Consider the following 23,185-nt stretch of genomic DNA (forward strand, 5'->3'; position numbering starts at 1 on the left):
AAGCACAAAACTTTCATAAGGTCAACCTTGATCATTGGTGCAAGCGGCCTTAATTGGGCCAAGCAATTCCTCAGGTACAAAGAGCTTTCCAAAGCCTACTCCAAGATCTATCTTTTTCTTGTTGGCACCATGGAAGTCCGAGCCACCGCTCACAAGAAGATCATACTTAGCCGCAAGCTCTTTTATCTGCCGCTCTTCCCCTGCTGTGTAAGTTGAATAGATTGCTTCTATTCCCTTAAGTCCAGCGTTTTTGAGCCTTACTACAAGCTTTTCCAACTTCTCATCACTCATATGATACAAGACAGGATGGGCCAAAATAGGCACTCCGCCAACCTTTAATATGCATTCAATAGCCTGCTCAGGACATATCTTTTCTCTAGGAACGTAGTACTTGCAATGATCTCCAATAAATCTATCAAAAACCTCTTCCTTGCTCTTTGCAAATCCCTTATCCATTATAAGTCTGGCAAAATGAGCTCTTGTAACAACTGCCCCATTTGCAAACGCTGAGAGTTCTTCATAGCTTATAGGTATCCCTGCTTCATTTGTAAGTTTTTCACACATCTTTTTATTTCTGACAGTTCTTGAATCCACAAAATCTGTAAGACTATCAACAAATTCTTTATTGTGATGATCTATGTAAAGACCTACTATATGGACATCTTTGCCCTCATTTACTGTTGAAAACTCAATCCCTGGAATAACCTCCATATCATCATAAGTTTTCCTGCAATAATCTATTGCCTCATCCAGACCCTTTACTGTGTCATGGTCAGTAAGGGCAATTGCTGCAAGATTCTTTTCATGGGCGTAATCTATCAGCTCTTTTACTGAATAAGTTCCATCGGAACAGGTGGAATGCGTGTGAAGATCAATAGCTCTCATTTTGCCTCCTTAAGATCCATATTTACTATCACATTTTACTATTATCTTTAGCAAAAAAGTAGCCTGTAATGGTGCTATATGATATACTGATATGGTGCTATTTAGTGCGATATGTGGCATGACAGATGCCTTTGAATATTTTTATACAAGTAGAGGTCGAAATGAAAAAGTATATCAAGATTGCAAGATTAGATCATTGGATCAAACAGTTTTTTATTATGCCTGGTGTGGCAGTTGCTCTTCTTTTGACTGAGCACAGCCTTACAGATATTAGTCTTTTCAATCTTTTCTTTGGTTTCTTTGGTACATGCTTTATAGCCAGTGCCAATTACGTTATCAATGAATGGCTGGATGCTCCTTTTGACAAATTCCATCCTGTCAAAAAGAACAGACCTGTTGTTACAGAGAATATGCAGCTTAAGTGGGTATTAGTAGAGTATGCGATCTTCATCGTATTTGGTCTATTTTTCTCATACCTTGTAAATAGGCTTTTTTTATACACATCGATCGTCCTTTTGGTCATGGGTGTTATCTATAACGTTAAGCCTATCCGTAGCAAGGACATCGTTTATTTTGATGTTATTTCTGAGTCTATCAATAACATGCTAAGACTCCTTATGGGATGGTTCATTGTAACTTCTGATTCCATTCCACCTTCAAGCATCCTTCTGGGATATTGGATGGCTGGAGCTTATCTCATGGCTACCAAGCGTTTTGCAGAATACAGAATGATCGGTAATCCAGAGACCGCTGGTCTCTACCGCAAATCTTTTGTCAAATACACAGAAAAGAAGCTCCTTGCATCTTCTATCTTTTATGCTTTGGCTTCTACCTTCTGCCTTGGTGTTTTCCTTGTAAAATACCGAATCGAGTATTTGCTCTGCATTCCATTTGTTTTCCTTCTCTTTGCTTACTACTCAGCTATGTCACTTGATAATGACTCTGCTGCTCAGAAGCCTGAGAAACTCTACAAAGAAAAGAAACTCATGCTCCTTGTACTTCTTATAATCGTATTGTTTATAATCTGTACATTCTGCAATTTTGATTTCTTAAAGCCACTTACATCAAGTGCTCTGATTAAGCTTGAGGTCTGATAACATGCGCATTCTGAACTTTTGTAAAAAGAACTTAATATTCATCTGGTGTTTAGTAACAAGCTTTACTATCTTACTTTTCACCAGCAGATCATCATTCTTTTTCCCATATAACAACTGGGATGATGCCAACAGCTATTTCACCATGGGCAAAGGACTGATGAATCACATGGTAATCTATAGGGACCTTTACGATCAGAAAGGTCCTTTTCTTTATCTGCTTTATGGCATCTGCTATCTTATCAGTAATAACAGTTTTAAAGGCGTATTTCTTTTTGAGATAATCGCAGCCACTATTTTTCTTTACTATTCATTTATGATCATAAAACGCCACTGCGATATTAAGATCACCTATATGCTGATTCCTGTTCTTGCGGCAGGTGTATATTCATCAAAGAGCTTTTATTGGGGCGGTGCTGCTGAAGAGTTTTGCCTACCAATGTTCGCCTACGCTCTGTATGTTCTTAACAAGTTCCTGTACCCGGAATCAAATGATAAAAAGATATCTGAATGTGCCAAAGAGATCTTTATCGTTGGACTTCTTACCGGTATCACATCACTTATAAAATACACAATGCTTGGATTTTACTTTGCTTTTGGTGTTATAGTCCTTATCCTTATCATATATAGAGAAGGCCTTTTAAAGGCAATAAAGCCGGCACTACTCTACTTCCTTGGTATAATGATCCCGTTCATTCCATGGCTCATATTCTTTGGAATTAATGGCGCATTAGATGACTGGTACCGTTGCTATATATTTAATAACCTGTTCTTTTATAGCAACATAACAGGCGATAAGATCACTCTTTCAGCTAAGCTTTATAAACTATGCAAGCTGCAGTACTGGTTATTTATCGATAACTTTGAATACTTCCTGTATATTGCTGTCGGCTTTGTAGCTAATCTTTTCACTGAAAAGATCGTACTAAGAAAGATAATGTATCCATTCATGTACTTATGTACCTTTATGTTTATATTCTATGGTGGAGGAACACTTCCCTATTATTCAATTCCTCTCATGCCATTTTCAATCATTGGATTTGTAGCTATCGGAAAATTCCTCAAAAAGCTTTCCGAGCACTACTCAAATGAAAGCTTCTGGTACAACCTTGGAGTACTCGCTCTTATATCCTGTGTAGTATTTGCCAAAAACAACTGCCAAAGTGCAAACTACATCTTTACAGACAAAGATACCTTTTGGCTTACAGAAGCTGCATCTTTCATAGAAGAAGCTCCAGACACTACTCTTTTAAACGTAGGAGCACTGGACGTTGGTCTCTACACAATCACAGGTATAGTGCCAACCTGCGAATATTTCCAAACAAATGGTATCGCGCTTCCTACAATGTTCTCTGAACAGGAGCGCTACATCAAGGAAGGACTTACAACCTACGTTATCTCAAGCGAAGGTGAACCTGAACACATCTACGATCACTACGATCTCATATATCAAACCGCCTTCTATGACAACGGCTACGACCAATCCTACTATCTCTACAAACACAGATAGACTTTTAATAAGGCAAATTTTTAGGCTGTAAAGTTTAAATAGCGTCCTCTATGAAAGGGGCAAGGCCGTCATGGTCATTGTCATCCTTGGTGATCACATCGGCCTTTGATTTGACAAGGTCTGTGGCATTGGCCATAGCAATGCCGCATCCCGCAGCCTCGATCATTGAAATATCGTTCTGCTCATCACCAGCTGCAAAGGTGTTCTCAATGGGCACATTCAAGTATTCTGCAAGTCTCTTAACTGCGCTCCCCTTTCCTGCTTCTGATGGAAAGATCTCAAGGTAATAAGGATTAGAATAAAGAAGTGTTAACCTGTCTCCAACCATTTCCTTAAGCGCCTCTCTAAAACGCTCCTGCTTGTCATGGTCATGGAGTTCAATGGCAATCATCTTGGAAGGAGGTGTGGATATTTCCTTCATGATATCGTCAGTAACTATAAGAGGAGTTTTGATGACCCTTCTATAGTACTCCATGCATTCCCCATTTCTTTTGCTGACAATATGTGTTTCATTATAGGTATGACAGTGAACATCATACTTCTCAGAAAGCTCTATTATCTGTGGCACCAGTTCAAGAGGCACACCTGTCTTGTAGACATATCTGCCCTGATCAACGCTATAAATTTCAGTTCCATTAGAACCGCATAAAAAACTGCCCTTAAAGTTTAGCTGCAGACCATCATAGACAGCCTTGGCACTGTCTATAGCTCGGCCTGTATTTATGCAGAAATAATTTCCTGCATCAGTAAACCTTTTAAGGGCATCCATAGTCCTTTGAGATATTTTCTTGTCTCTGGTCAAAAGAGTTCCATCAAGATCAAAGAAAAATATCTTCTTTTTAGTTTTGTCCATTTTATCCCTCAACGATCAGATATCTGCCATCACCAACATCAAATACTTCGTCAGCTTCAAGCACGTTTGATCCTTCTGTATCAATTCCAGCTTCTTCAAAATACTCCTCAACTTCATCAGCCCCATCAACGACTACAGCCATGCAGTCCTCGAGGAATGCCTCTGCCTCTTCCATATTCTCTGCTACGTTCTCTGGAAAAAGCTGCCCCTGATTCTCTAAAAAGCATCTCAAAACCGCTTCATCATACTCGTGCATAACAAACCTCCAAACTTACAGTAAATTTAATTCTTTCATTTCCTTATAGAGTCTGGCAATTGGAAGTCCTACCACATTGTAATAATCTCCAACAAGACCTTTGATAAAGATTGCGAACCTGCCCTGTACTGCATAGGCACCAGCCTTATCATCTGATTCCCCGGTGTTGACATAGGCCTGTATTTCAGCATCTGTCATAGGCTCTACTTCAACCTTAGTCTCCTCATAAAAGGTGTGGCTAAAGTTTTCACCATCCTTTTGATAAAAAATAGTTACGCCTGTATATACTTCATGGGAATTACCCTGAAGCATCTTTATCATGGAAACCGCTTCATCTCTATCTTTAGGCTTGCCCAGTACTCTATGATTAAATGATACAATGGTGTCCGCGCCTATTACAATAGAGACCTCTGACTTATCCGTTAAGATTTTGTGAAAAATCTCTGAAGCTTTTTGAAATGACAATTCCTTTACAATATCACAGGGCTCGCTGCATTTAGTCTTTTCCTCTGATACTGCAGGTATTATCTCAAATTCAGGAACTACCTGCTTTAATAGTTCCTTGCGCCTTGGTGATCCTGACGCTAAAACGTAACGCATATATAAATCCTCTTTCTTTATGTATTATGAGTCTCTGGAACAAAGACTCTTGTGTTCTGAGTTGTAGGAAGCTTGGCCTTCTCTGTTGCTTCTAATCCAAATATCAGCTGAGAATTGATATCTTCGCCAAACTCATCATTAGTGATCTTTCTAAATTTTCCCTCAGCATCCATGATATGAGCTTTCTTGTTGTCCTTAAGTTCCACATCAAGAATATGCCATATCTTTTTCCTGAGCTTATCGTTTTCAATCGGGAAAAGAATCTCCACTCTTCGCTCAAGGTTTCTAGGCATCCAGTCAGCACTGCTTGCATAGTACTCAGGACTTCCCCCATTTTCAAAATAGAAGATCCTGCTGTGCTCAAGAAAGTTACCAACAATGGATCTTACAGTTATGTTTTCTGAGACTCCGGGAACCCCTGCCCTAAGACAGCATATACCTCTGACAATAAGATCTATCTTGACGCCTGCATTACTTGCTCTGTACAAAGCTGCAATTACATCCTTGTGACAGATTGAATTCATCTTGGCTATGATCCTTGCCGGTTCTCCTGCAAGAGCGTGCTCCTCTTCTCTCTTAATAAGGTCAAGTATCCTATCCTTGAGCCACAATGGAGCAATTGACAGCTTATTCCATCCAAGAGGCTCAGAATATCCGGAAAGCATATTAAATACAGCAGTTGCATCTTCACCAAATGCTGGAGCACAGGTAAAGAGGCCTACATCAGTATACTGCTTAGCTGTGGAATCATTGTAGTTACCTGTTGCCAGGTGAACGTATCTCTTTATTCCATCTTCTTCTCTTCTGACTACAAGAGTGATCTTGCAGTGAGTCTTAAGGCCCACAAGACCGTAGATAACATGGCAACCAGCTTTCTCAAGCATCTTTGCCCATACGATATTGTTCTCTTCATCAAATCTGGCCTTTAGCTCAACGAGAACTGTTACCTGCTTGCCATTGTCAGCAGCCTTAGCAAGGGCTGCAATGATAGGTGAATTACCACTAACTCTGTAAAGAGTCTGTTTAATAGCAAGTACATCAGGATCAACAGCAGCTCTTTCTACGAACTTAACTACATTTTCAAAGGTCTCATAAGGATGATGCATAAGAACATCACCTTTTCTGATCACTTCAAAAATATCCTTATCGTTATTAAACTCCGGTACTGCAGCTGGGGCTTTATATCTGTGTTCCTTGAGATGATCAAAGCCTTCAAGCTTGTACATCTTCATAAGGAAAGTAAGATCAAGAGGACCGTTTATGGTATAGATCTCATTCTTTTCAACTCCAAGGTCTTCTGAAATAAGATTAAGGAGCTTAGGATCCATTCCTTCATTTACTTCAAGTCTTATAGCCTGGCCCCACTGACGAAGCTTTATCTGTTTCTCGATCTCTTTTAACAGATCCTCTGCTTCATCTTCATCGATTGAAAGATCCGCATTTCTACCAACTCTGTAAGGAGCTGTTGTTAAAATGTCATAGTTAAGAAAAAGCTTATCCATGTTGTCCTGAATAACCTTTTCAAGAAGAACGACCTTTCTTACCTCGTCTTTTTCCTCATCATAAGGAATCTCGATGATCCTCGGAAGAACATCCGGCACCTGAACTGTGGCAAAATCAACTCCATCCTTACCCTCTTTCTTTTTAAGGAGCGCTCCGATATTAAGAGACTTATTTCTGATAAGTGGGAATGGTCTTGAAGAATCAACAGCCATAGGCGTCAAAACAGGATATACATATTCATCAAAATACCTGCTGACATAATCTGCATCCTTGCCACCAAGTTCACTTGGCTCACAGATCTTAAGTCCGTTATCTAAAAGAAGTGGTAAAAGCTGATTATTGTATATCTCGTACTGCCTGTCTACAAACTTATGCAAATTCTTTAAAACAGCACTTAACTGTTCAGTTGCAGTCATACCTGCAATATCAAGTTTTCTATAATCAGCATTTATCATGTCTATAAGTGACGCAACTCTGACCATAAAAAACTCATCCAGGTTACTGGCTGTTATGCTAAGAAACTTAAGTCTTTCAAATAAAGGATTGCTCTTGTCTACCGCTTCTGACAGCACTCTTTCATTAAATGAAAGCCAGCTAAGTTCTCTGTTTATGTACAATTTTGGATCATCAAAGTTTTGTTTTTTTGCTTCTTTGTTTTTCCTCATATACGACCTCATTTATAGTGAATCTTAATATATCTTTTTCTGACGGATAACCGGTTTTATCGCAAATACTTCTTCAAAGAAGTTTGCTCTGTTAGTAAAGAGCCCTTTTTCCATTGTAATATCATCTGAAGTATCAACCTTTATGATAAGCTCCTTGTCCTTGATGCTGACATCGACATCCTTAAACTTTTGTTTGTGAGTTCTATCAAGGCCGTTGGCTACTCGTATGATGGCTGTGAGCTTGGCAACCCTCAGATAATCTTCTCTTGAAAAGCCATCAAAGTACTGACTTCCTGTATTGAAATATTCAAAGTCTTCATGATTAAATCTGACTACATTGGCAACGATAGCTCTTTCTATATGGGAAAGGCCGATGATCTCCGTAGACATTATTATGTTGTAGGAGCAGTCTCCAAGATACACAAGACTGATATATTTGCCGCAGTCATGAAGAATAGTTGCAATATTTAAAAGAAGCCTGTCTCTCTTAGTGAGGCCATGCAGCTCTTTCGTATTATCAAAAATATTAAGTGCTATGCTCTGAAGAGTCTCTCTTCTTGATCTGCTTCCCAGAAATCTCTTAGAGATATTCTCAGAACAAGCAATGATGTCCTGTTCGAAATCGTGTGATGACTGAATATATTTCTTTTTCTCAGCGTACTCATAGGCTATTCCATCGCAGAGTGTAACGCCGGGAGCCCAGATATTCTCTGCCTTGGTCATATCAAGAATGCATTTGATAAGAAGGCCTGATACATACAAAAGTGGCACATTATCCTCAGGGATATTGAGCTTTTTAGCTACTTCAATGTCGCTCATGGTAGCAGATTTTTCAATGAATTTATTGTACTCTTCCTTGGTAGCAAATCCTTCCTTGCCGTTACCAATGCCCATTCTCTGCATGATAGGTGAAACATAGTCATCAATGATGACAATGTTCTCGATCTTTTTATCCTTGACATGCATCTTGGAAAAAACTGAAAGCTGAGAATTTACAAGCTCTGGCACAAGGTCGCTATACTTTGATCTTGTGGCCTGAACCAGTCTCATGGTTGAAAAAAGACGAAGCACACCCATTTTCAGATTCTGGGTGGCAAAAAGTCTTCCCTTTTCAAATAAAGAAATCTGGATACTTCCACCGCCTATATCTACGATGGCTGTAGGTCTTTTGATTATCTTCTCAAAATGATCATGCTTTAAGGCAATTGATTTGTAGTCCAAAAATCTCTGTTCTGAATTACTAAGAACATCAAAATGTATTCCGGTTCTCTGCTCTAAAAGGTCTCTTACTATCAAGATGTCGTTGGTCTCTCTGACTGCACTGGTGCCATAGGCCTGATAGTGAGTAACCCCGTAGCCTTTCATTATCTTTTTGAACTCACCAAATATTCTGATCATCTCATCCACATGATGACTTGAGATCCTTCCGGAAGCATATGTCTCACTTCCAAGATCCATCCTGTGTCTGACATGATCAAGCTCACGTACTCCATTCTTCATTGACAGCTCAAAGATCTTGAGCGCTATCTCATAAGACCCAACGTCAATTGCTGCAAATATTTCACCACCCATAAGATACCCCTGTGTTTTTAATAGTTCCCTAAGATTCTAAGTAACTTAGCTTCTTCTCTAAGACCTCTAAGCGCATTCTTGACTGCGCTGTCTGAAAGATTACCTTCAAAATCAATAAAGAATCTGTATTCCCAGTTCCTGTCCTCTATTGGTCTTGACTCGATCTTGGTCATATTAAGTCCATTATAGATAAAATGTGACATCAGATGATACAGCGCTCCTGTTTCATGCGGGATTTCCATGCAGATGCTGATCTTTGATGCACTCTTTAAAAATACCTTCTGATTAGTAACGATGATAAATCTTGTTGAATTTGAATCAGCCTGGTTTACGCCTTCCTCTATAACTTCAAGGCCATAAACATCAGCAGCTCTTTTGCTTGCTATAGCAGCCTGTGACTTATCACCATCTTCTGCTACTTTCTTGGCTGCAAATGCGTTGTTCTTCATACTGATCTGGCTGATATTGCTGTGATCAGACAAAAACTTTGCACTCTGCATAAGTGACTGAGGATGTGAATAAACAGTCTTGATATCCTCAAGCGTTGCTCCTGAAACTCCCATGAGGCAATGCTTAATCTCGATTATCTGCTCTCCAACAATGTAGTGCTCATATTCTGCAAGAAGATCATATATCTCGCTCACAACACCAGCTGTGGAATTCTCAATAGGAAGAACTGCGTAGTCGCAGCTGCCATCCTCCAATACAGCCATGGCATCTCTAAATGTTTCAACTGCGATACTGTTGACATCTTCTCCAAAAAATCTTTTCATGGCTTCTTCAGAATAAGAACCTGCTGCGCCCTGAAAACATACTCTTGAATTTGCTTTATCTATAGAATCTATCTCAATAAATGGAAGCTTACCTGAAGCTCCTGCTTCTGTGAGTTTTTGATACTGGAGTTTTCTACTCATGGACATAAGCTGTGAAAAGAGCTCTTTTACCCCGACCTTGTTAAACTCAGAAGTTGTCATATCCTGTACTGCCTGAAGCTTAACCTCTTCTCTTTCTCTGTCAAAAACCTTTTTCCCGGTAGCTATCTTATAATCAGCAACCTGTGAAGCTATATCCATTCTCTTTTCAAAAAGCTCCACTATCTGCTTGTCAACTATGTCAATTTCTGACCTTAGATCTTTTAAATCCATACCATCCTCCGCTGTTTTCATTAATAAGAGTTTAGAACAAATACCGCTTGATAGCAAGAAATAACGCGCCTATAATAGTATTAGTAAATTCGCGGGGTAACATATGAAAAAAGGATATATATTTATTAGTTTTATTTTACTCATACTTGCAGGTGCTTTTATAGCTTTCCACATCTACAGAAATATTATCCCTATGTCTCCTTATGATACTGGCAATTCTGCCGGCAATCTCCACAATTACGGATTAGTCTTTGAAATGGGTGACAAAGTTTATTTTGCCAATCCTTATGACAGTAACTGTCTCTATTCCATGGATCCTGACGGAACACATTCAAAGAGACTAACAAATATGGGCGTCAAATATATAAGCGGTGCTAATGGCATCCTTTATTTCTATATGGATTCCAGCAACACATCAGGTAAGGTAACTGGTCTTGGTTCTGCTACTAACCAGTACGGCGTATACAGATATAACACCAAGACAGGTGATCTTAAGTGTCTTGCAAGGGAAATGTGCGGCGAGGTTCAGCTCTGCGGCGAATATCTCTATTATCAGGTCAAGACTGATGGCGGATATCTCGAGAAGATAAAGGTCAACAAGACAGATAAAAAGGTCGTTTATGATGAAATGGCTTCTCCAGTTTGCTACGACAACGGCATTATCTTCTACTCCGGTGTTACCAAGGATCACAGCATCCATATGCTCTATACTCAAAACGGTGATTATACCAGGGATTTCCTTACTGGCTACTACTTCTTCCCTGTTGTAAAAAATGGATATATCTATTTCATGAATGGCGAATCTAACTACAGCTTGTGGCGTGCCAGCCTCCTTACAGGCATTCCTGAGCTTGTTACATCAGATAGGATCGATTTTTACACAATAGACGACAGATACATCTACTACGCATACTCTAGCGAGACTAATCCAGCTCTAAAGAGATGTAATCTTGATGGCAGTGATCCAGTTGTTTTATATAACGGAATCGTAAACAGTCTCAACACAACTTCAAGAGAACTATATTTTAAAGTTTACGGAAACGATGAAATGATGTATCATATGCCTTTGGATGGATCACGTCCTGCAGAAATGTTTTTACCGCAGTAATAATCCAAACATAAAATTATATATATAAAAGAGGAGATTGTATGAATAGTTTGCGTCACATGATGAACCCTCTGGACTTCTCAGTTGATGAGCTAGAGGACCTCTTCGATGTTGCCAAAGATATCGAAGAAAACATGGATGCCTACTCCCACAAATGTGATGGGAAAATAATGGCTACATGTTTCTATGAACCCAGTACCAGAACGAGGCTCAGTTTTGAAACAGCAATGTTAAGGCTTGGCGGCAAGTGTCTAGGATTTGCCGATGCCAGCAACTCATCAGCATCCAAAGGAGAAAGTGTTGCTGATACAATTCGTGTTATTTCTTGCTTTGCAGATATTTGTGCAATGCGTCATCCAAAAGAAGGTGCTCCAATGGTCGCAGCTTCTAAGTCTTCTATTCCAGTAATCAATGCAGGTGATGGTGGTCATCAACACCCCACACAAACTCTTACAGACTTACTCACTATCAGATCTTTATATGGTAAGCTTGGTGATTTCACCATTGGTCTTTGTGGCGATCTTAAATTTGGTCGAACAGTTCATTCTCTTATAAATGCTCTTACCCGTTACACCGGGATTCATTTTATTTTCATTTCCCCAAAGGAATTAAAAGTTCCTGATTACATCACAGAAATGCTTGATTCTAAAGGCATTACATATGAAGAAGTTATTAAACTTGAAGACGTTATGCCACGTCTTGATTTCCTATACATGACACGTGTACAGAAAGAAAGATTCTTTAATGAAGAAGATTACATCAGACTCAAGAACTTCTATATCCTTGATAAGGCCAAGATGGAACTTGCCAAGGAAAAGATGTACATTCTTCATCCACTTCCAAGAGTTAATGAAATTTCTGTTGAAATTGATAATGATCCAAGAGCTGCATATTTCAAGCAGGTTCAATACGGACTGTATGTACGTATGGCGCTTATCTTAACTCTCCTTGATATGACAGATGCCCACATGAATGAGGGGCTTCTTAGAAAATTTTGATCAGCACATTAAGAAAAGAGGTTATTCATGTTAAATATTGGAAAAATTGAAGAAGGCTTTGTTCTTGATCATATTCAGGCTGGTAAGGGAATGCAGATATATCGTCACCTTGGTCTTGATAAGCTTGATTCAACAGTTGCTATCATCAAAAATGCAAAAAGTAAGGTAATGGGCAAAAAAGATATCCTTAAAGTTGAATGTGATATTGATACTCTTGATCTTGATATCCTTGCCTTTATCGATCACAACATTACAGTCAATGTTATCAAGGCTGGAGAGATAATTGAAAAAAGAGCTTTAGTGCTTCCTAAAGAGATCACAGGAGTGATCAAGTGTCACAACCCAAGATGCATCTCTTCTATCGAGCAGGAGCTCCCTCAGATCTTCTATCTGGCCGACGAGAAAAAAGAAATCTATCGTTGCAAATACTGCGATGAGAAGTACTCTGAAGGCGCAGGAAATAAGGAATAAATAAAATGGACCTAGGGGACGGGGTTAGTGGTTCAAAAAATGAACCACTACCCCCGTCCCCTAGGTCCAAAATTTTTTTATTTGAAGAAACAAGCATCACCAAAAGAGAAGAATCTGTAACGTTCCTTGATGGCTTCTTCATAAGCGTTTAAAACATGCTCTCTTCCAGCAAGAGCTGAAACAAGCATAACAAGCGTTGATTCTGGTAAATGAAAGTTTGTAATGAGCTGGTCTAAAACTTTAAACTTATAACCAGGGTAGATGAAGATTGATGTTTCTCCACTACATTCTGATAAGTGACCATTCTCATCTGCTGCGCTTTCAATGGTTCTGCAGCTTGTAGTTCCTACGCAGATGACTCTGTGGCCCTCAGCCTTGGCTTTGTTGATCTTATCAGCAGCTTCCTGAGTTACCTGATACCATTCTGTATGCATGTGATGTTCTTTTACATTATCCACTTTTACAGGTCTGAATGTACCAAGTCCTACGTGAAGAGTTACAAAGGCCATATCTACGCCCTTTGCCTTAATATCTTCAAGAAGCTTTTCTGTAAAGTGAAGTCCTGCTGTAGGAGCTGCAGCTGAGCCCTCGAACTTGGCATATACAGTCTGATACATATTCTTGTCCTGAAGCTTGTGTGTAATATATGGAGGAAGTGGCATTTCTCCAAGCTTATCAAGTACTTCTTCCCAAATACCATCATAATAGAACTTAACGAGACGGTTACCCTCTTCTACTATGTCCAGTATCTCAGCTTTTAATATACCCCCGCCAAAAGATACTCTGGCTCCCGGTCTAAGCTTTTTACCAGGCTTAACTAAAGTTTCCCATACATCAGCTTCTTTTCTCTTTAACAGAAGGATCTCTACGGCAGCGCCTGTTCCTTCCTTCTCTCCAAGAAGTCTTGCAGGAATAACCTTTGTATTATTCAGAACCAGGCAATCACCTGGCTCTAAATAATTTATGATCTCATTAAATTTATGATGTTCTAATTCTCCAGTATTTTTGTCTACCACAAGGAGTCTGCACTCGTCCCTCTTTTCCATAGGGTCCTGTGCAATAAGCTCCTCAGGGAGATCAAAATAATAATCTGAAGTTGATAATCCTAATTCTGACATTTAATTACTCGTTTCTAAAATCAATGTTCTGAAGGAATGCTACGTAACCTCTAAGTGCTTCATAAAGGTCAGCCTTGTCGATTACTTCCCATGGTGCATGCATGTTAAGAACTGCTACACCAGCGTCGATAACATTCATTCCGTAAAGTGCAAGGATGTAAGCGATTGTTCCGCCGCCACCTACGTCAACCTTACCAAGTTCTGCTGTCTGGTATACAATACCTTCTTTATCAAGAGCACGTCTGATCTCAGCAATGAACTCAGCGTTAGCATCATTTGATCCGCTCTTACCTCTAGCACCTGTGAACTTGTTAAATACAAGACCTTCTCCAAGGAAAGATGCGTTCTTCTTCTCGAAGCATGATGCATATGAAGGATCAAAGCCAGCACTTACGTCAGATGAAAGCATGCATGAATTAGCAAGACATCTTCTAAGTGCAAGATCATTAAATCCTTCCTTTGTAAGAGCCATGAGCTCTGCTACTGCATTCTCAAAGAATCTGCTGCGCATACCAGTTGCACCAACTGATCCGATCTCTTCCTTATCAACAAGGATGCAGCAAGCTGTTCTCTTGAGGTTCTTGGCTTCCATGATAGCTCTCATTGAAGGGAATGCACATACTCTGTCATCATGTCCATAACCCATGATCATTGATCTGTCAAAGCCAGCGTCTCTTGACTTACCAGCAGGAACGATCTCAAGTTCTGCAGAAATGAAATCTTCCTCTTCAATTCCGTAAAGGTCATTGAGAATTGCAAGGATTCCTCTTCTAACTGCTCCTGATACCTTACCGCTCTCTGCCTTCTCAGCCTTCTCAGCTGCAATTGCATACTGCTGACCAGCTGTAAGCTTTGCATCCTTCTTCTCAGCCTTCTCTTTTTCTTTGCTCTCAATTACAAATGGTCTGTGACCAATGATAAGATCAAGGGCTTCACCTTCGATAACATTAGAAGCTTTCTTGCTGAGCTGATCCTGTGCAAGGTGGATCAAAAGATCTGATACGAAGAATACTGGATCATCCTCGTCCTCACCTACGTTAAGCTGAACTGTTGTGCCATCTTTTTTAACAAGTACACCGTGAATAGCAAGTGGCATTGCTACGTAGTGATACTTCTTGATACCACCATAGTAATGTGTATCAAGGTAAGCAAAGCCGCCATCTTCATAAAGTGGATTCTGCTTAACATCAAGTCTTGGAGAATCGATGTGTGCACCAAGAATATTAAGACCATTCTCCATTGGCTCTGAACCCATCTGGAAAATGGCGATTGACTTGTTCATCCATACTGAATAAACCTTGTCGCCCTTCTTAAGCTTTGTCTTGCTACCAATAAGAGTATTAAGCTCTCTGTAGCCTGCAGCCTCGATCTCGTTTACGATAGTATCGATAGCTTCTCTTTCTGTCTTGGACTCATCAAGGAACTTCTTGTAGTCCTCTGCAAACTGATCAACTTTCTTGAGCTGAGCAGCGCTATAGGTTGTCCATACATTCTTTCTATTCATATATACCTCCTAAATATTTGGTCATAAAAACTCTTACCTAAAAAATCTTGTGTAACAAGTAAAGAGGATGATGCAAATGCATCATCCCCAACTTTATTATTCGAAGAACAATCTTCTCTTTGCCAAATATGATTGTAACATATTATGAACGAAGTTCAATATTAAGAGACTCAAGTCCATTTAATATTTTCTTCATTGCAGCTGCTACTTCTTCATCCTCAAGGGTCTTTTCCTTGTCTCTAAATGAAAGAGAATAAGCCATTGACTTGAAGCCTTCCTTGATCTGAGCTCCTTCATAGATATCAAAGAGCTCAAGGCTTTCAAGCTTCTTGCCGCCGCGCTGTCTGATCATCTTCTCGATATCTCCAGCAAGAACGTTCTTTGGAACTACCATTGAAAGGTCTCTTGTAACTGCAGGGAACTTGGCAATTCCTGTGTAGATAGTATCAAATTTAGCATGTTCAACAACATGAGGCATATCGATAACTGCTACATATACTCTTGTATCAATGTCATAGTTATCACATACAGCTGGGTGAACTTCACCGAGATATCCAATAACTTCTCCGTCGTAAACGATATTAGCCTGTCTTCCTGGATGAAGGAATGGCTTACCTGCATTTGGATCATAAGTAAGCTTATCAAGCATATGCACGCTGTCAAGGAATTCCTCAACTGCACCCTTCATGCTATAGAAATCGCCTTCTCCATAGAATCCAAGTGTGAGCTGCATTCTCTCATCTGGAAGCTCTGTAAGAGGAAGACTCTTTGGAACATAGATGTTACCCATCTCATAGAGTCTTACATCTTTATTTCTACGATTGTAGTTTGTAGCAAGGCTGGTAAGGATTCCGTTAAGAGAAATAGTTCTCATGATTGAGAAATCTTCTCCTAATGGATTAGAAATCCTGATCGCCTGTCTCTCTTTTGCATCCTCAGGTAAAAGAAGCTTATCAAATACCTTAGGGCTCTCAAATGAATATGTATATCCCTGTGAGAATCCGCAGAACTGAGCAACCTCTCTTGCTTTTTTCTCAACTCTCATCTTGAATGAGATTCCGCCTGTAGTTGCGCTGTTCTTTGGAAGAGTTGTAGGGATCTTGTCATAGCCTGAAAATCTTGCAACCTCTTCTGCAATATCACACATCTGATTAAGATCCTGTCTGAATGAAGGAATGATCACTTCATCAGTCTTTGCATCATATTCAACTTCTTCTCTCTTAAGGATCTCAACCATCTCATCCTTAGAGATATCTGTTCCAAGAAGCTTATTGATCCTATCTGCTTCAAGAGGAATTCTCTTAAGTGGAGCGATTGGAAGTCCAACCTGAACTACTCCAGGAACTACTTTACCGCAACCAAGCTCTACAACAAGCTGGCAAGCACGGTTGATCGCATCAAGAGCATTGGCTGGATCAAGACCTTTCTCGAAAAGACCTGATGCATCAGTACGAAGGCCTACTCTCTTAGCAGACTTTCTGATATTTGGTCCATTAAATGTAGCAGCCTCGAAAAGAACTGTGTCTACATTATCAGTGATCATTGAGTTCTCACCGCCCATGATACCAGCGATACCAACTTCTTTCTCGCCGTCACAGATCATAAGAACGTCCTTATCAAGTTTTCTCTCCTGACCATCAAGAGTAACAAATGTATCTCCATCAGCAGCTCTTTTAACAACGATCTTGTTACCGGCAATAGTGCTCATATCGTAAGCGTGCATTGGCTGACCATATTCCATCATTACATAGTTTGTGATATCTACAAGATTGTTGATTGGTCTGATACCAACACTAGCAAGTCTTCTCTGCATCCATTCAGGTGAAGGAGCGATCTTGATATCCTTAACGACTCTTGCGCAATAATTTGTGCAAAGGTCTGTATCCTTGATCTCAACGCTGATCATATCCTTAGCGTTTCCATCAGCTTCTTCTTTAACTTCTACTACTGGAGCCTTGAAAGGAAGCTTGTATGTAGCTGCAGTTTCTCTAGCGATACCAAGAATGCTATAGCAATCAACTCTGTTAGAGGTTACTTCAAACTCAAATACAGTGTCATGAAGTCCAAGTACTTCAACTGCATCTGCGCCAACTTCTGTATCCTGAGGGAAAATATAAAGGCCTTCCTCTGGAGCTTCTGGATAGAAATCTCTTGTAGAACCAAGCTCTTCGATTGAGCACATCATACCAGCTGATGGTACTCCGCGGAGCTTACCGGCTTTGATCTTGATTCCTCCCTCTGGAAGTGGGCCGCCGTCATGACCGCCAGCTACTCTACCGCCATCAAGAACAACAGGAACCTTATCTCCCTCTTTCATATTATTGGCACCAGTAACAATCTGTATAGTCTCTGTTCCAATATTGACCTGGCAGATAACAAGCTTATCAGCGTCTGGATGAGGCTCAATTTTGTCGATCTGACCAACTACGATCTTGTCAAGATTCTTATCAAGTGGTTCGTATGTTTCTGTCTTGGTACCAGAAAGAGTCATTGCATCAAAGAATTCCTGATCTGTGCAATTTAAATCTGGTACATATGCTTTAATCCATGATTTGGATGAATTCATTTTTTTATCCCCTTTTCTTAATCTGCTAAATCTATTATTAGAACTGATTCAAAAATCTGATGTCATTCTCATAGAGAAGTCTCATATCATCGATCTCATACTTAAGAAGTGCGATTCTCTCAAGTCCAACACCGAAAGCGAAACCTACATACTCGTTAGGATCAATTCCACTCATCTCTAATACGTGAGGATGTACCATTCCACAGCCAAGGATTTCTATCCATCCCTCTCCCTTACAGAAACGGCATCCCTTACCGCCGCACTTAAAGCAGCTTACGTCCATCTCAGCAGATGGCTCTGTGAATGGGAAGTGATGTGGTCTGAACTTTGTCTTGGTATCTGGTCCAAAGAGCTGCTTTGCAAACTCTGCAAGAGTTCCCTTAAGATCAGCAAATGTAATATCTTTGTCAATTACAAGGCCTTCTACCTGATGGAAAGAAGGTGAATGAGTAGCGTCAACTTCATCAGCACGGAATACTCTACCAGGAGCGATCATCTTGATAGGAATACGACCCTTTTCCATCTCATGAACCTGTGTAGAAGATGTCTGAGTTCTAAGAAGAAGATCTCCTGTGATATAGAAAGTATCCTGCTCGTCCTTAGCTGGATGATCAGCTGGAATATTAAGAGCTTCGAAGTTGTAATAATCCTTCTCAACTTCTGGTCCTTCTACTACTTCGTAGCCCATTCCTGTGAAGATTCTCTCTACTTCTTCAAGAGCTACTGTATTAGGATGTCTGTGTCCAACCTTATTCTTCTTGGCAGGAAGTGTTACGTCAATAACCTCTGCCTTAAGCTTAGCATCACGTGCTGCAGCTTCCATCTTGGACTTAGTCTCTTCTAATACCTTTTCAATTGCTTCTCTTGTCTCATTAACAAGCTGACCAACCTTAGGTCTGTCCTCTGGAGCAACATCCTTCATGCTCTTAAGGATACTTGTAAGTTCACCTTTTTTTCAAGAACATTTACTCTGATCTCGTTGAGTTTCTCAAGACCATCAGAACTCTCTATCTGTTTAAGAGCTTCCTCTCTGATCTTATCAAGCTGTTCACTAATCATCATCTTTCTCCTTTTTTTGTAATAAAAAACGTCCCTAGTGTTTGTTCAACACAAGGGACGATAATATACCGCGGTACCACCCAAGTTCCTGCAACTAAATGCAGACTCCTTAGTCGTCTGTAACGTAGACTCACGATCCTAGCTACAAGAATCCTTCACCAGGACAGCTCCAGTGCGAAATTTCCGTATATAGTATTGCCCTAAGAAGCTCTCAGCCGATGACTTCTCTCTCTGAAAGGGATGCTACAACATCTCTAGGCTCTCGCCTAACACCATCAAAGCATTTAACATATTTTCACTTAGATAATTTTAAGTTTGTAAATAAAAAAAGTCAACCCATAATTACAGGTTACCATTCACAGTTTTGGGATAGCCGCTGGCTGGTTCACTGGGGCCGCGCCCTGCCTCTGCCTAGTTCAGCTAAATGGGGCCGCCAGCCTAAAGTTTGTTTTTGAGAATCTCTGAGGATTTTTCTATGTTCATGAGCGTTATATTTCTTACTTTAAATTCTGTTTTTGAAACACTGTCTGAGTTTTTGATGCCATTTTTGCTGTAAAGTTTTGTTTTGTCCTCATCAAAAAAACGATACTTTTCTATGTGCTCATGCAGCTTTTGTTTTAATACGCATGCTCTTGCTATATACTTGCAGGGCGGAATTTATAATAAGTGGTCATTGGAGCTACGCTCCCATAACAGGAAAAGAGGTGATCTCGCGAGCTAGCTTGCAGAGTCACCTCTTATTCCTGTTTACAAAGCCCGCAGAAAGCGGGCGTGACCACTTATTATAAATTCTTAACGCCCTGCTTCAAACACCGCAAACCGCATGCGTTTCAAAAGCTGCTTATGAGCACAAGAAAATGGCGTTTTTTTGACAATCGTTCAAACCCAAAACTTTACATGCAAAAAATGGCAATCAAAGGCGAGTTTGTTTCAAAGAATTTTAAGTAAGAAATATAATGCCATGAACATAAAAATCTAAAGGATGAACAAAAATAAACTTTAGGCTGGCGGCCCCACTTAGCTGAACTAGGCAGAGACAGGGCGCGGCCCCAGTGAACCAGCCAGCGGCTACCCCAAAACTGTGAATGGTAACAATTACAGGAAAGAACTGATAAAGATCTCAAGTCCTATTCCTATAAGAATGACACCGCCTACGATCTTTGCATTTGACGCAAGCTTTGTTCCGAATTTATTGCCAAGTTTAAGGCCAATGTAACAGATAACAAATGTAACAATGCCGATTATAAAAGATGCACCAAGCGCCATAACTGTCTTGTAATCTGCAATAGTAAAGCCTACTGAAAGAGCATCTATTGATGTGGCAATTCCCTGAACCATAAGGCATTTGAAATCCAGCTTATTAGTCTTAGGGTCAAGGCCGCATCTTGGGCACTCTTTATTGGTACAATCCTTGCAATTGCCATCCTCTGAGCATTTCTTTTCCTCAATAGCCTCTTTTATCATCTTGCCACCGATAAAAGAAAGAAGTCCTAAAGCTATCCATGGAATGAACTTCTGGAAACCATTAAAAAGCTCTGCAGCATTATGGACTAAAAACCATCCGATAACTGGCATAAGGAACTGAAATCCTGCGTAGATTCCAGCAATATACGCCTTTCTTTTTCTCTTCATCTCTGGTTCAATAAAACCATTTGCCAAAGAAACAGAAAAAGCGTCCATAGCAAGTCCAACGCCAAGCATCAAGCTGTTAAACACGAACAATACATATTTTGCCATTTTAAATCTCCTAAACAGATAAATAAAGGAACTGCTTAATGCAGTTCCTTTTAGCTATTACAGATTGTATTTTGCAGCGATAAGTGGAGCAACCTTTGATGATCCGATCCTGCTGCATCCAGCCTCTGCATATGCAAGAGCATCTTCTATTGTACGGATTCCGCCTGCGGCCTTGATCTTAACATCAGGTCCGATATGCTTTTTGAAGAGCTCGATATCCGCAAGTGTTGCACCAGCTGAGCCAAAACCAGTTGAAGTCTTGATGTAATCAGCCTTAACTTCTGTAACAATCTTGCAAAGCTCGATCTTCTCTTCTTCTGTAAGATAGCATGTCTCGATGATGACCTTAAGGAGCTTATCTCCACAAGCTTCTCTGATCATCTGAAGTTCTTTTCTAACTTCATCATATCTATGATTCTTAACATCGCTGATATTTACTACTGTATCGATTTCCTCTGCACCGTCTTTGATAGCCTCTTTTGCCTCTACTACCTTAGAAACTGCGCAGTTGTATCCAAGAGGGAAGCCAATTACTGTGCAAAGCTTTAAGCTGTCGCCGTACTTGTCATGTACTCTCTTCAAATATGTTGCAGGAATGCAAACTGTAGCTGTGCCGTATTTAACAGCCTCATCACAAAGAGCCACAATTCCTTCCCATGTAGCATCTGCCTGAAGCAGAGTATGATCAATAAGTTTTAAGATTTCTTTTTCTTCCATTGCAATATTTCCTTTCTGAATATATAACACTAAATATTATATACTAAATATTCTGATTGTAGAACCCTATCAGTATATATGTATTTTTAGCGTTCATCAACAGGAATATATTCCCTTACGTGGTTCGATGGCCATATATGCAGGACGAATGATCTTGCCGTTATTAGCAAGCTCTTCCATTCTATGAGCACTCCAGCCAACGATCCTTGCAATAGCAAAGATAGTAGGATAAAGCTCTTCTGGAAGATCAAGCATTCTATAAACAAAACCTGAGTAGAAATCCACATTGGCACTTACGCCTTTATACATAGTGCGCTCTCCACTGATAACCTGTGGTGCAAGGCGCTCTACGAGTTTATAGAGCTCAAACTCTTTTTCTTTTCCCTTTTCAACAGCAAGTTTTTCTACAAAGCTCTTTAAGATAACAGCTCTTGGATCAGACTTTGAATAGATAGCGTGTCCAATACCATATATGAGTCCCGCTCCGTCAAAGGCTTCTTTGTTAAGGATCTTATCAAGGTAGGCTCTGACTTCTTCTTCGTCCTCCCAATCCTTAACATTGGCTTCAATATCATCAAACATGTGAACCACTTTGATATTAGCCCCACCATGTCTAGGTCCTTTAAGAGATCCTATCGCAGCAGCAATCACAGAATAGGTATCTGTCATACTTGAACTTACTACGTGTGTGGTAAAAGATGAATTGTTACCACCGCCATGCTCCATATGAAGCACGAGACAGATATCAAGAAGCTTGGCTTCAAGCTCTGTATACTGACTATCTGGTCTTAAGAGATAAAGGATAGTCTCTGCTGTTGATAATTCCTCCAGCGGAGGATGGATAATAAGTGAATTACCCTCGTGATAATGATTGTATGCATGATATCCATAGATTGAAAGAAGTGGAAACATGCTTATCAGCTGAAGTGACTGACGCAGTACATTTGGAAGCGAAACATCATCAGCATGATCATCATAGGAATAAAGTGTGAGTACACTTCGCGCCAACGTATTCATCATATCGCGGCTAGGAGCCTTCATTATTACATCTCTAACAAAGCTTGGTGGAAGGCTCTTATAAATACCAAGCAGTTTTTCAAACTCGAAAAGTTCTTTGCCAGTTGGCAACTTATCAAATAATAGCAGGTATGTACATTCCTCGAATGCATATCTGTTTTCCCTGACTGCAGCATCTATCAGCTGATGAACGTCATATCCTCTAAAAAAGATCTCACCATCTGCTGGCACTTCCTGTCCATCAACTACCTTTTTGGCTACAATCTCAGAAATCCTTGTCAGTCCTGTAAGTACACCCTTACCATTTAGATCACGAAGCCCTCTCTTAACGTCATATTTTAAAAACAGATCATTTTCAATAAGATCAGCTTCTCTAGAAAGATTGGAAAGTTCAACAATCTCCGGCGTGTTTTCTGAATAATATCCCTTACCTAAATCCATACGCACCTCCTTATAATTGTGTTTTAATAAAATCTAGCTTTCCCCTTTTCGATAAAAACATTTCCGATCACATAGAAAACCAAAACACCTATGTAAATATAGACGTGTAAATCTCCTCTGCTGTATAGATCGCAAAAAATGCCGGTCATACCAAGAAGCACAAGGATAAAGCCCTGAGCAAAATGCCTTGGGAAAGCATATTTCTTGAAGCCTTCCCTGTCCTTAAGCTTGTGCACATTAACCTTTGGAGAAATCATAAAACCGACTTTGATCACATCATTTACTCTCATCTGTTCTGCATAGTAAATGAGTAGAGCGCCGCCGAGAATTATCAAAATATCTGCAACATTACTAAATGAATTCATT

The 23,185-nt window shown here is 40.0% G+C and carries 18 protein-coding genes and 2 pseudogenes; 5 read left to right on the plus strand and 15 right to left on the minus strand.

Going from position 1 to position 23,185, the window contains the following annotated elements; all coding sequences use genetic code 11:
* Positions 1-21 precede the first annotated feature (21 nt).
* Entirely contained in the window at positions 22-885 is an 864-nt protein-coding gene (locus bhn_RS08665) for a PHP domain-containing protein (protein WP_071176323.1), read from the minus strand.
* Positions 886-1,046: 161 nt separating this feature from the next.
* Between bhn_RS08665 and bhn_RS08670 the strand changes: the two genes are divergently transcribed.
* Complete coding sequence (locus tag bhn_RS08670) at positions 1,047-1,979, plus strand: UbiA family prenyltransferase (RefSeq protein WP_202816783.1); 933 nt, start codon at positions 1,047-1,049, stop codon at positions 1,977-1,979.
* A gap of 4 nt (positions 1,980-1,983) precedes the next feature.
* Positions 1,984-3,489 (plus strand): glycosyltransferase family 39 protein, encoded by a 1,506-nt coding sequence (locus tag bhn_RS08675; RefSeq protein WP_071176325.1) that lies wholly within the window; start codon positions 1,984-1,986, stop codon positions 3,487-3,489.
* Positions 3,490-3,523: 34 nt separating this feature from the next.
* On the opposite strand, the gene bhn_RS08680 is transcribed toward bhn_RS08675, so the two are convergent.
* The 6 genes from bhn_RS08680 to pheA are packed head-to-tail and all read right to left on the minus strand — an operon-like array spanning position 3,524 to position 10,083.
* Positions 3,524-4,342: a Cof-type HAD-IIB family hydrolase gene (locus tag bhn_RS08680; protein WP_071176326.1), complete on the minus strand. Its 819-nt coding sequence runs from the start codon at positions 4,340-4,342 to the stop codon at positions 3,524-3,526.
* A gap of 1 nt (position 4,343) precedes the next feature.
* Complete coding sequence (locus tag bhn_RS08685; RefSeq protein WP_071176327.1) at positions 4,344-4,598, minus strand: glyoxalase; 255 nt, start codon at positions 4,596-4,598, stop codon at positions 4,344-4,346.
* Positions 4,599-4,613: 15 nt separating this feature from the next.
* Positions 4,614-5,198 (minus strand): Maf family protein, encoded by a 585-nt coding sequence (locus bhn_RS08690; RefSeq protein WP_071176328.1) that lies wholly within the window; start codon positions 5,196-5,198, stop codon positions 4,614-4,616.
* A 17-nt stretch (positions 5,199-5,215) separates the two neighbouring features.
* A complete protein-coding gene (locus bhn_RS08695) occupies positions 5,216-7,366 on the minus strand; it encodes an RNA degradosome polyphosphate kinase (RefSeq protein ID WP_071176329.1) in 2,151 nt (716 codons plus the stop codon).
* 24 nt (positions 7,367-7,390) lie between these two features.
* Entirely contained in the window at positions 7,391-8,938 is a 1,548-nt protein-coding gene (locus tag bhn_RS08700; RefSeq protein WP_071176330.1) for a Ppx/GppA phosphatase family protein, read from the minus strand.
* A 17-nt stretch (positions 8,939-8,955) separates the two neighbouring features.
* Positions 8,956-10,083, minus strand: coding sequence for a prephenate dehydratase (pheA, locus tag bhn_RS08705; RefSeq protein WP_071176331.1), 1,128 nt, complete (start codon positions 10,081-10,083; stop codon positions 8,956-8,958).
* A 103-nt stretch (positions 10,084-10,186) separates the two neighbouring features.
* Between pheA and bhn_RS08710 the strand changes: the two genes are divergently transcribed.
* Genes bhn_RS08710 through bhn_RS08720 form a run of 3 tightly spaced genes read left to right on the plus strand, consistent with a single transcriptional unit; the run spans position 10,187 to position 12,660 of the window.
* Positions 10,187-11,191, plus strand: coding sequence for a DUF5050 domain-containing protein (locus bhn_RS08710; RefSeq protein WP_071176332.1), 1,005 nt, complete (start codon positions 10,187-10,189; stop codon positions 11,189-11,191).
* 50 nt (positions 11,192-11,241) lie between these two features.
* Positions 11,242-12,189: an aspartate carbamoyltransferase gene (gene pyrB / locus bhn_RS08715; protein WP_071177484.1), complete on the plus strand. Its 948-nt coding sequence runs from the start codon at positions 11,242-11,244 to the stop codon at positions 12,187-12,189.
* A gap of 27 nt (positions 12,190-12,216) precedes the next feature.
* A complete protein-coding gene (locus bhn_RS08720; protein ID WP_071176333.1) occupies positions 12,217-12,660 on the plus strand; it encodes an aspartate carbamoyltransferase regulatory subunit in 444 nt (147 codons plus the stop codon).
* Between the two features lie 77 nt (positions 12,661-12,737).
* Here bhn_RS08720 and queA read toward each other — a convergent pair whose 3' ends face one another.
* The 8 genes and pseudogenes from queA to bhn_RS08760 all read right to left on the minus strand — a co-directional run bounded on the left by queA (position 12,738) and on the right by bhn_RS08760 (position 23,184).
* Entirely contained in the window at positions 12,738-13,778 is a 1,041-nt protein-coding gene (gene queA / locus bhn_RS08725; RefSeq protein ID WP_071176334.1) for a tRNA preQ1(34) S-adenosylmethionine ribosyltransferase-isomerase QueA, read from the minus strand.
* Positions 13,779-13,782: 4 nt separating this feature from the next.
* A complete protein-coding gene (locus tag bhn_RS08730; protein WP_071176335.1) occupies positions 13,783-15,282 on the minus strand; it encodes an aminopeptidase in 1,500 nt (499 codons plus the stop codon).
* Positions 15,283-15,424: 142 nt separating this feature from the next.
* Entirely contained in the window at positions 15,425-17,848 is a 2,424-nt protein-coding gene (pheT, locus tag bhn_RS08735; protein ID WP_071176336.1) for a phenylalanine--tRNA ligase subunit beta, read from the minus strand.
* A gap of 37 nt (positions 17,849-17,885) precedes the next feature.
* Positions 17,886-18,907 (minus strand): annotated as a pseudogene (gene pheS / locus bhn_RS08740) (phenylalanine--tRNA ligase subunit alpha).
* Positions 18,908-20,002: 1,095 nt separating this feature from the next.
* On the minus strand, positions 20,003-20,644 hold the full coding sequence (locus bhn_RS08745; protein ID WP_071176337.1) for a manganese efflux pump MntP: 642 nt from the start codon (positions 20,642-20,644) through the stop codon (positions 20,003-20,005).
* A 57-nt stretch (positions 20,645-20,701) separates the two neighbouring features.
* Complete coding sequence (gene deoC, locus bhn_RS08750; RefSeq protein ID WP_071176338.1) at positions 20,702-21,361, minus strand: deoxyribose-phosphate aldolase; 660 nt, start codon at positions 21,359-21,361, stop codon at positions 20,702-20,704.
* 86 nt (positions 21,362-21,447) lie between these two features.
* A pseudogene (locus tag bhn_RS08755) lies at positions 21,448-22,819 on the minus strand (citrate/2-methylcitrate synthase).
* Positions 22,820-22,842: 23 nt separating this feature from the next.
* Positions 22,843-23,184 (minus strand): hypothetical protein, encoded by a 342-nt coding sequence (locus bhn_RS08760; RefSeq protein ID WP_071176340.1) that lies wholly within the window; start codon positions 23,182-23,184, stop codon positions 22,843-22,845.
* Position 23,185: the final 1 nt, after the last annotated feature.

It is taken from the genome of Butyrivibrio hungatei (assembly GCF_001858005.1).
Classification (GTDB): domain Bacteria; phylum Bacillota; class Clostridia; order Lachnospirales; family Lachnospiraceae; genus Butyrivibrio; species Butyrivibrio hungatei.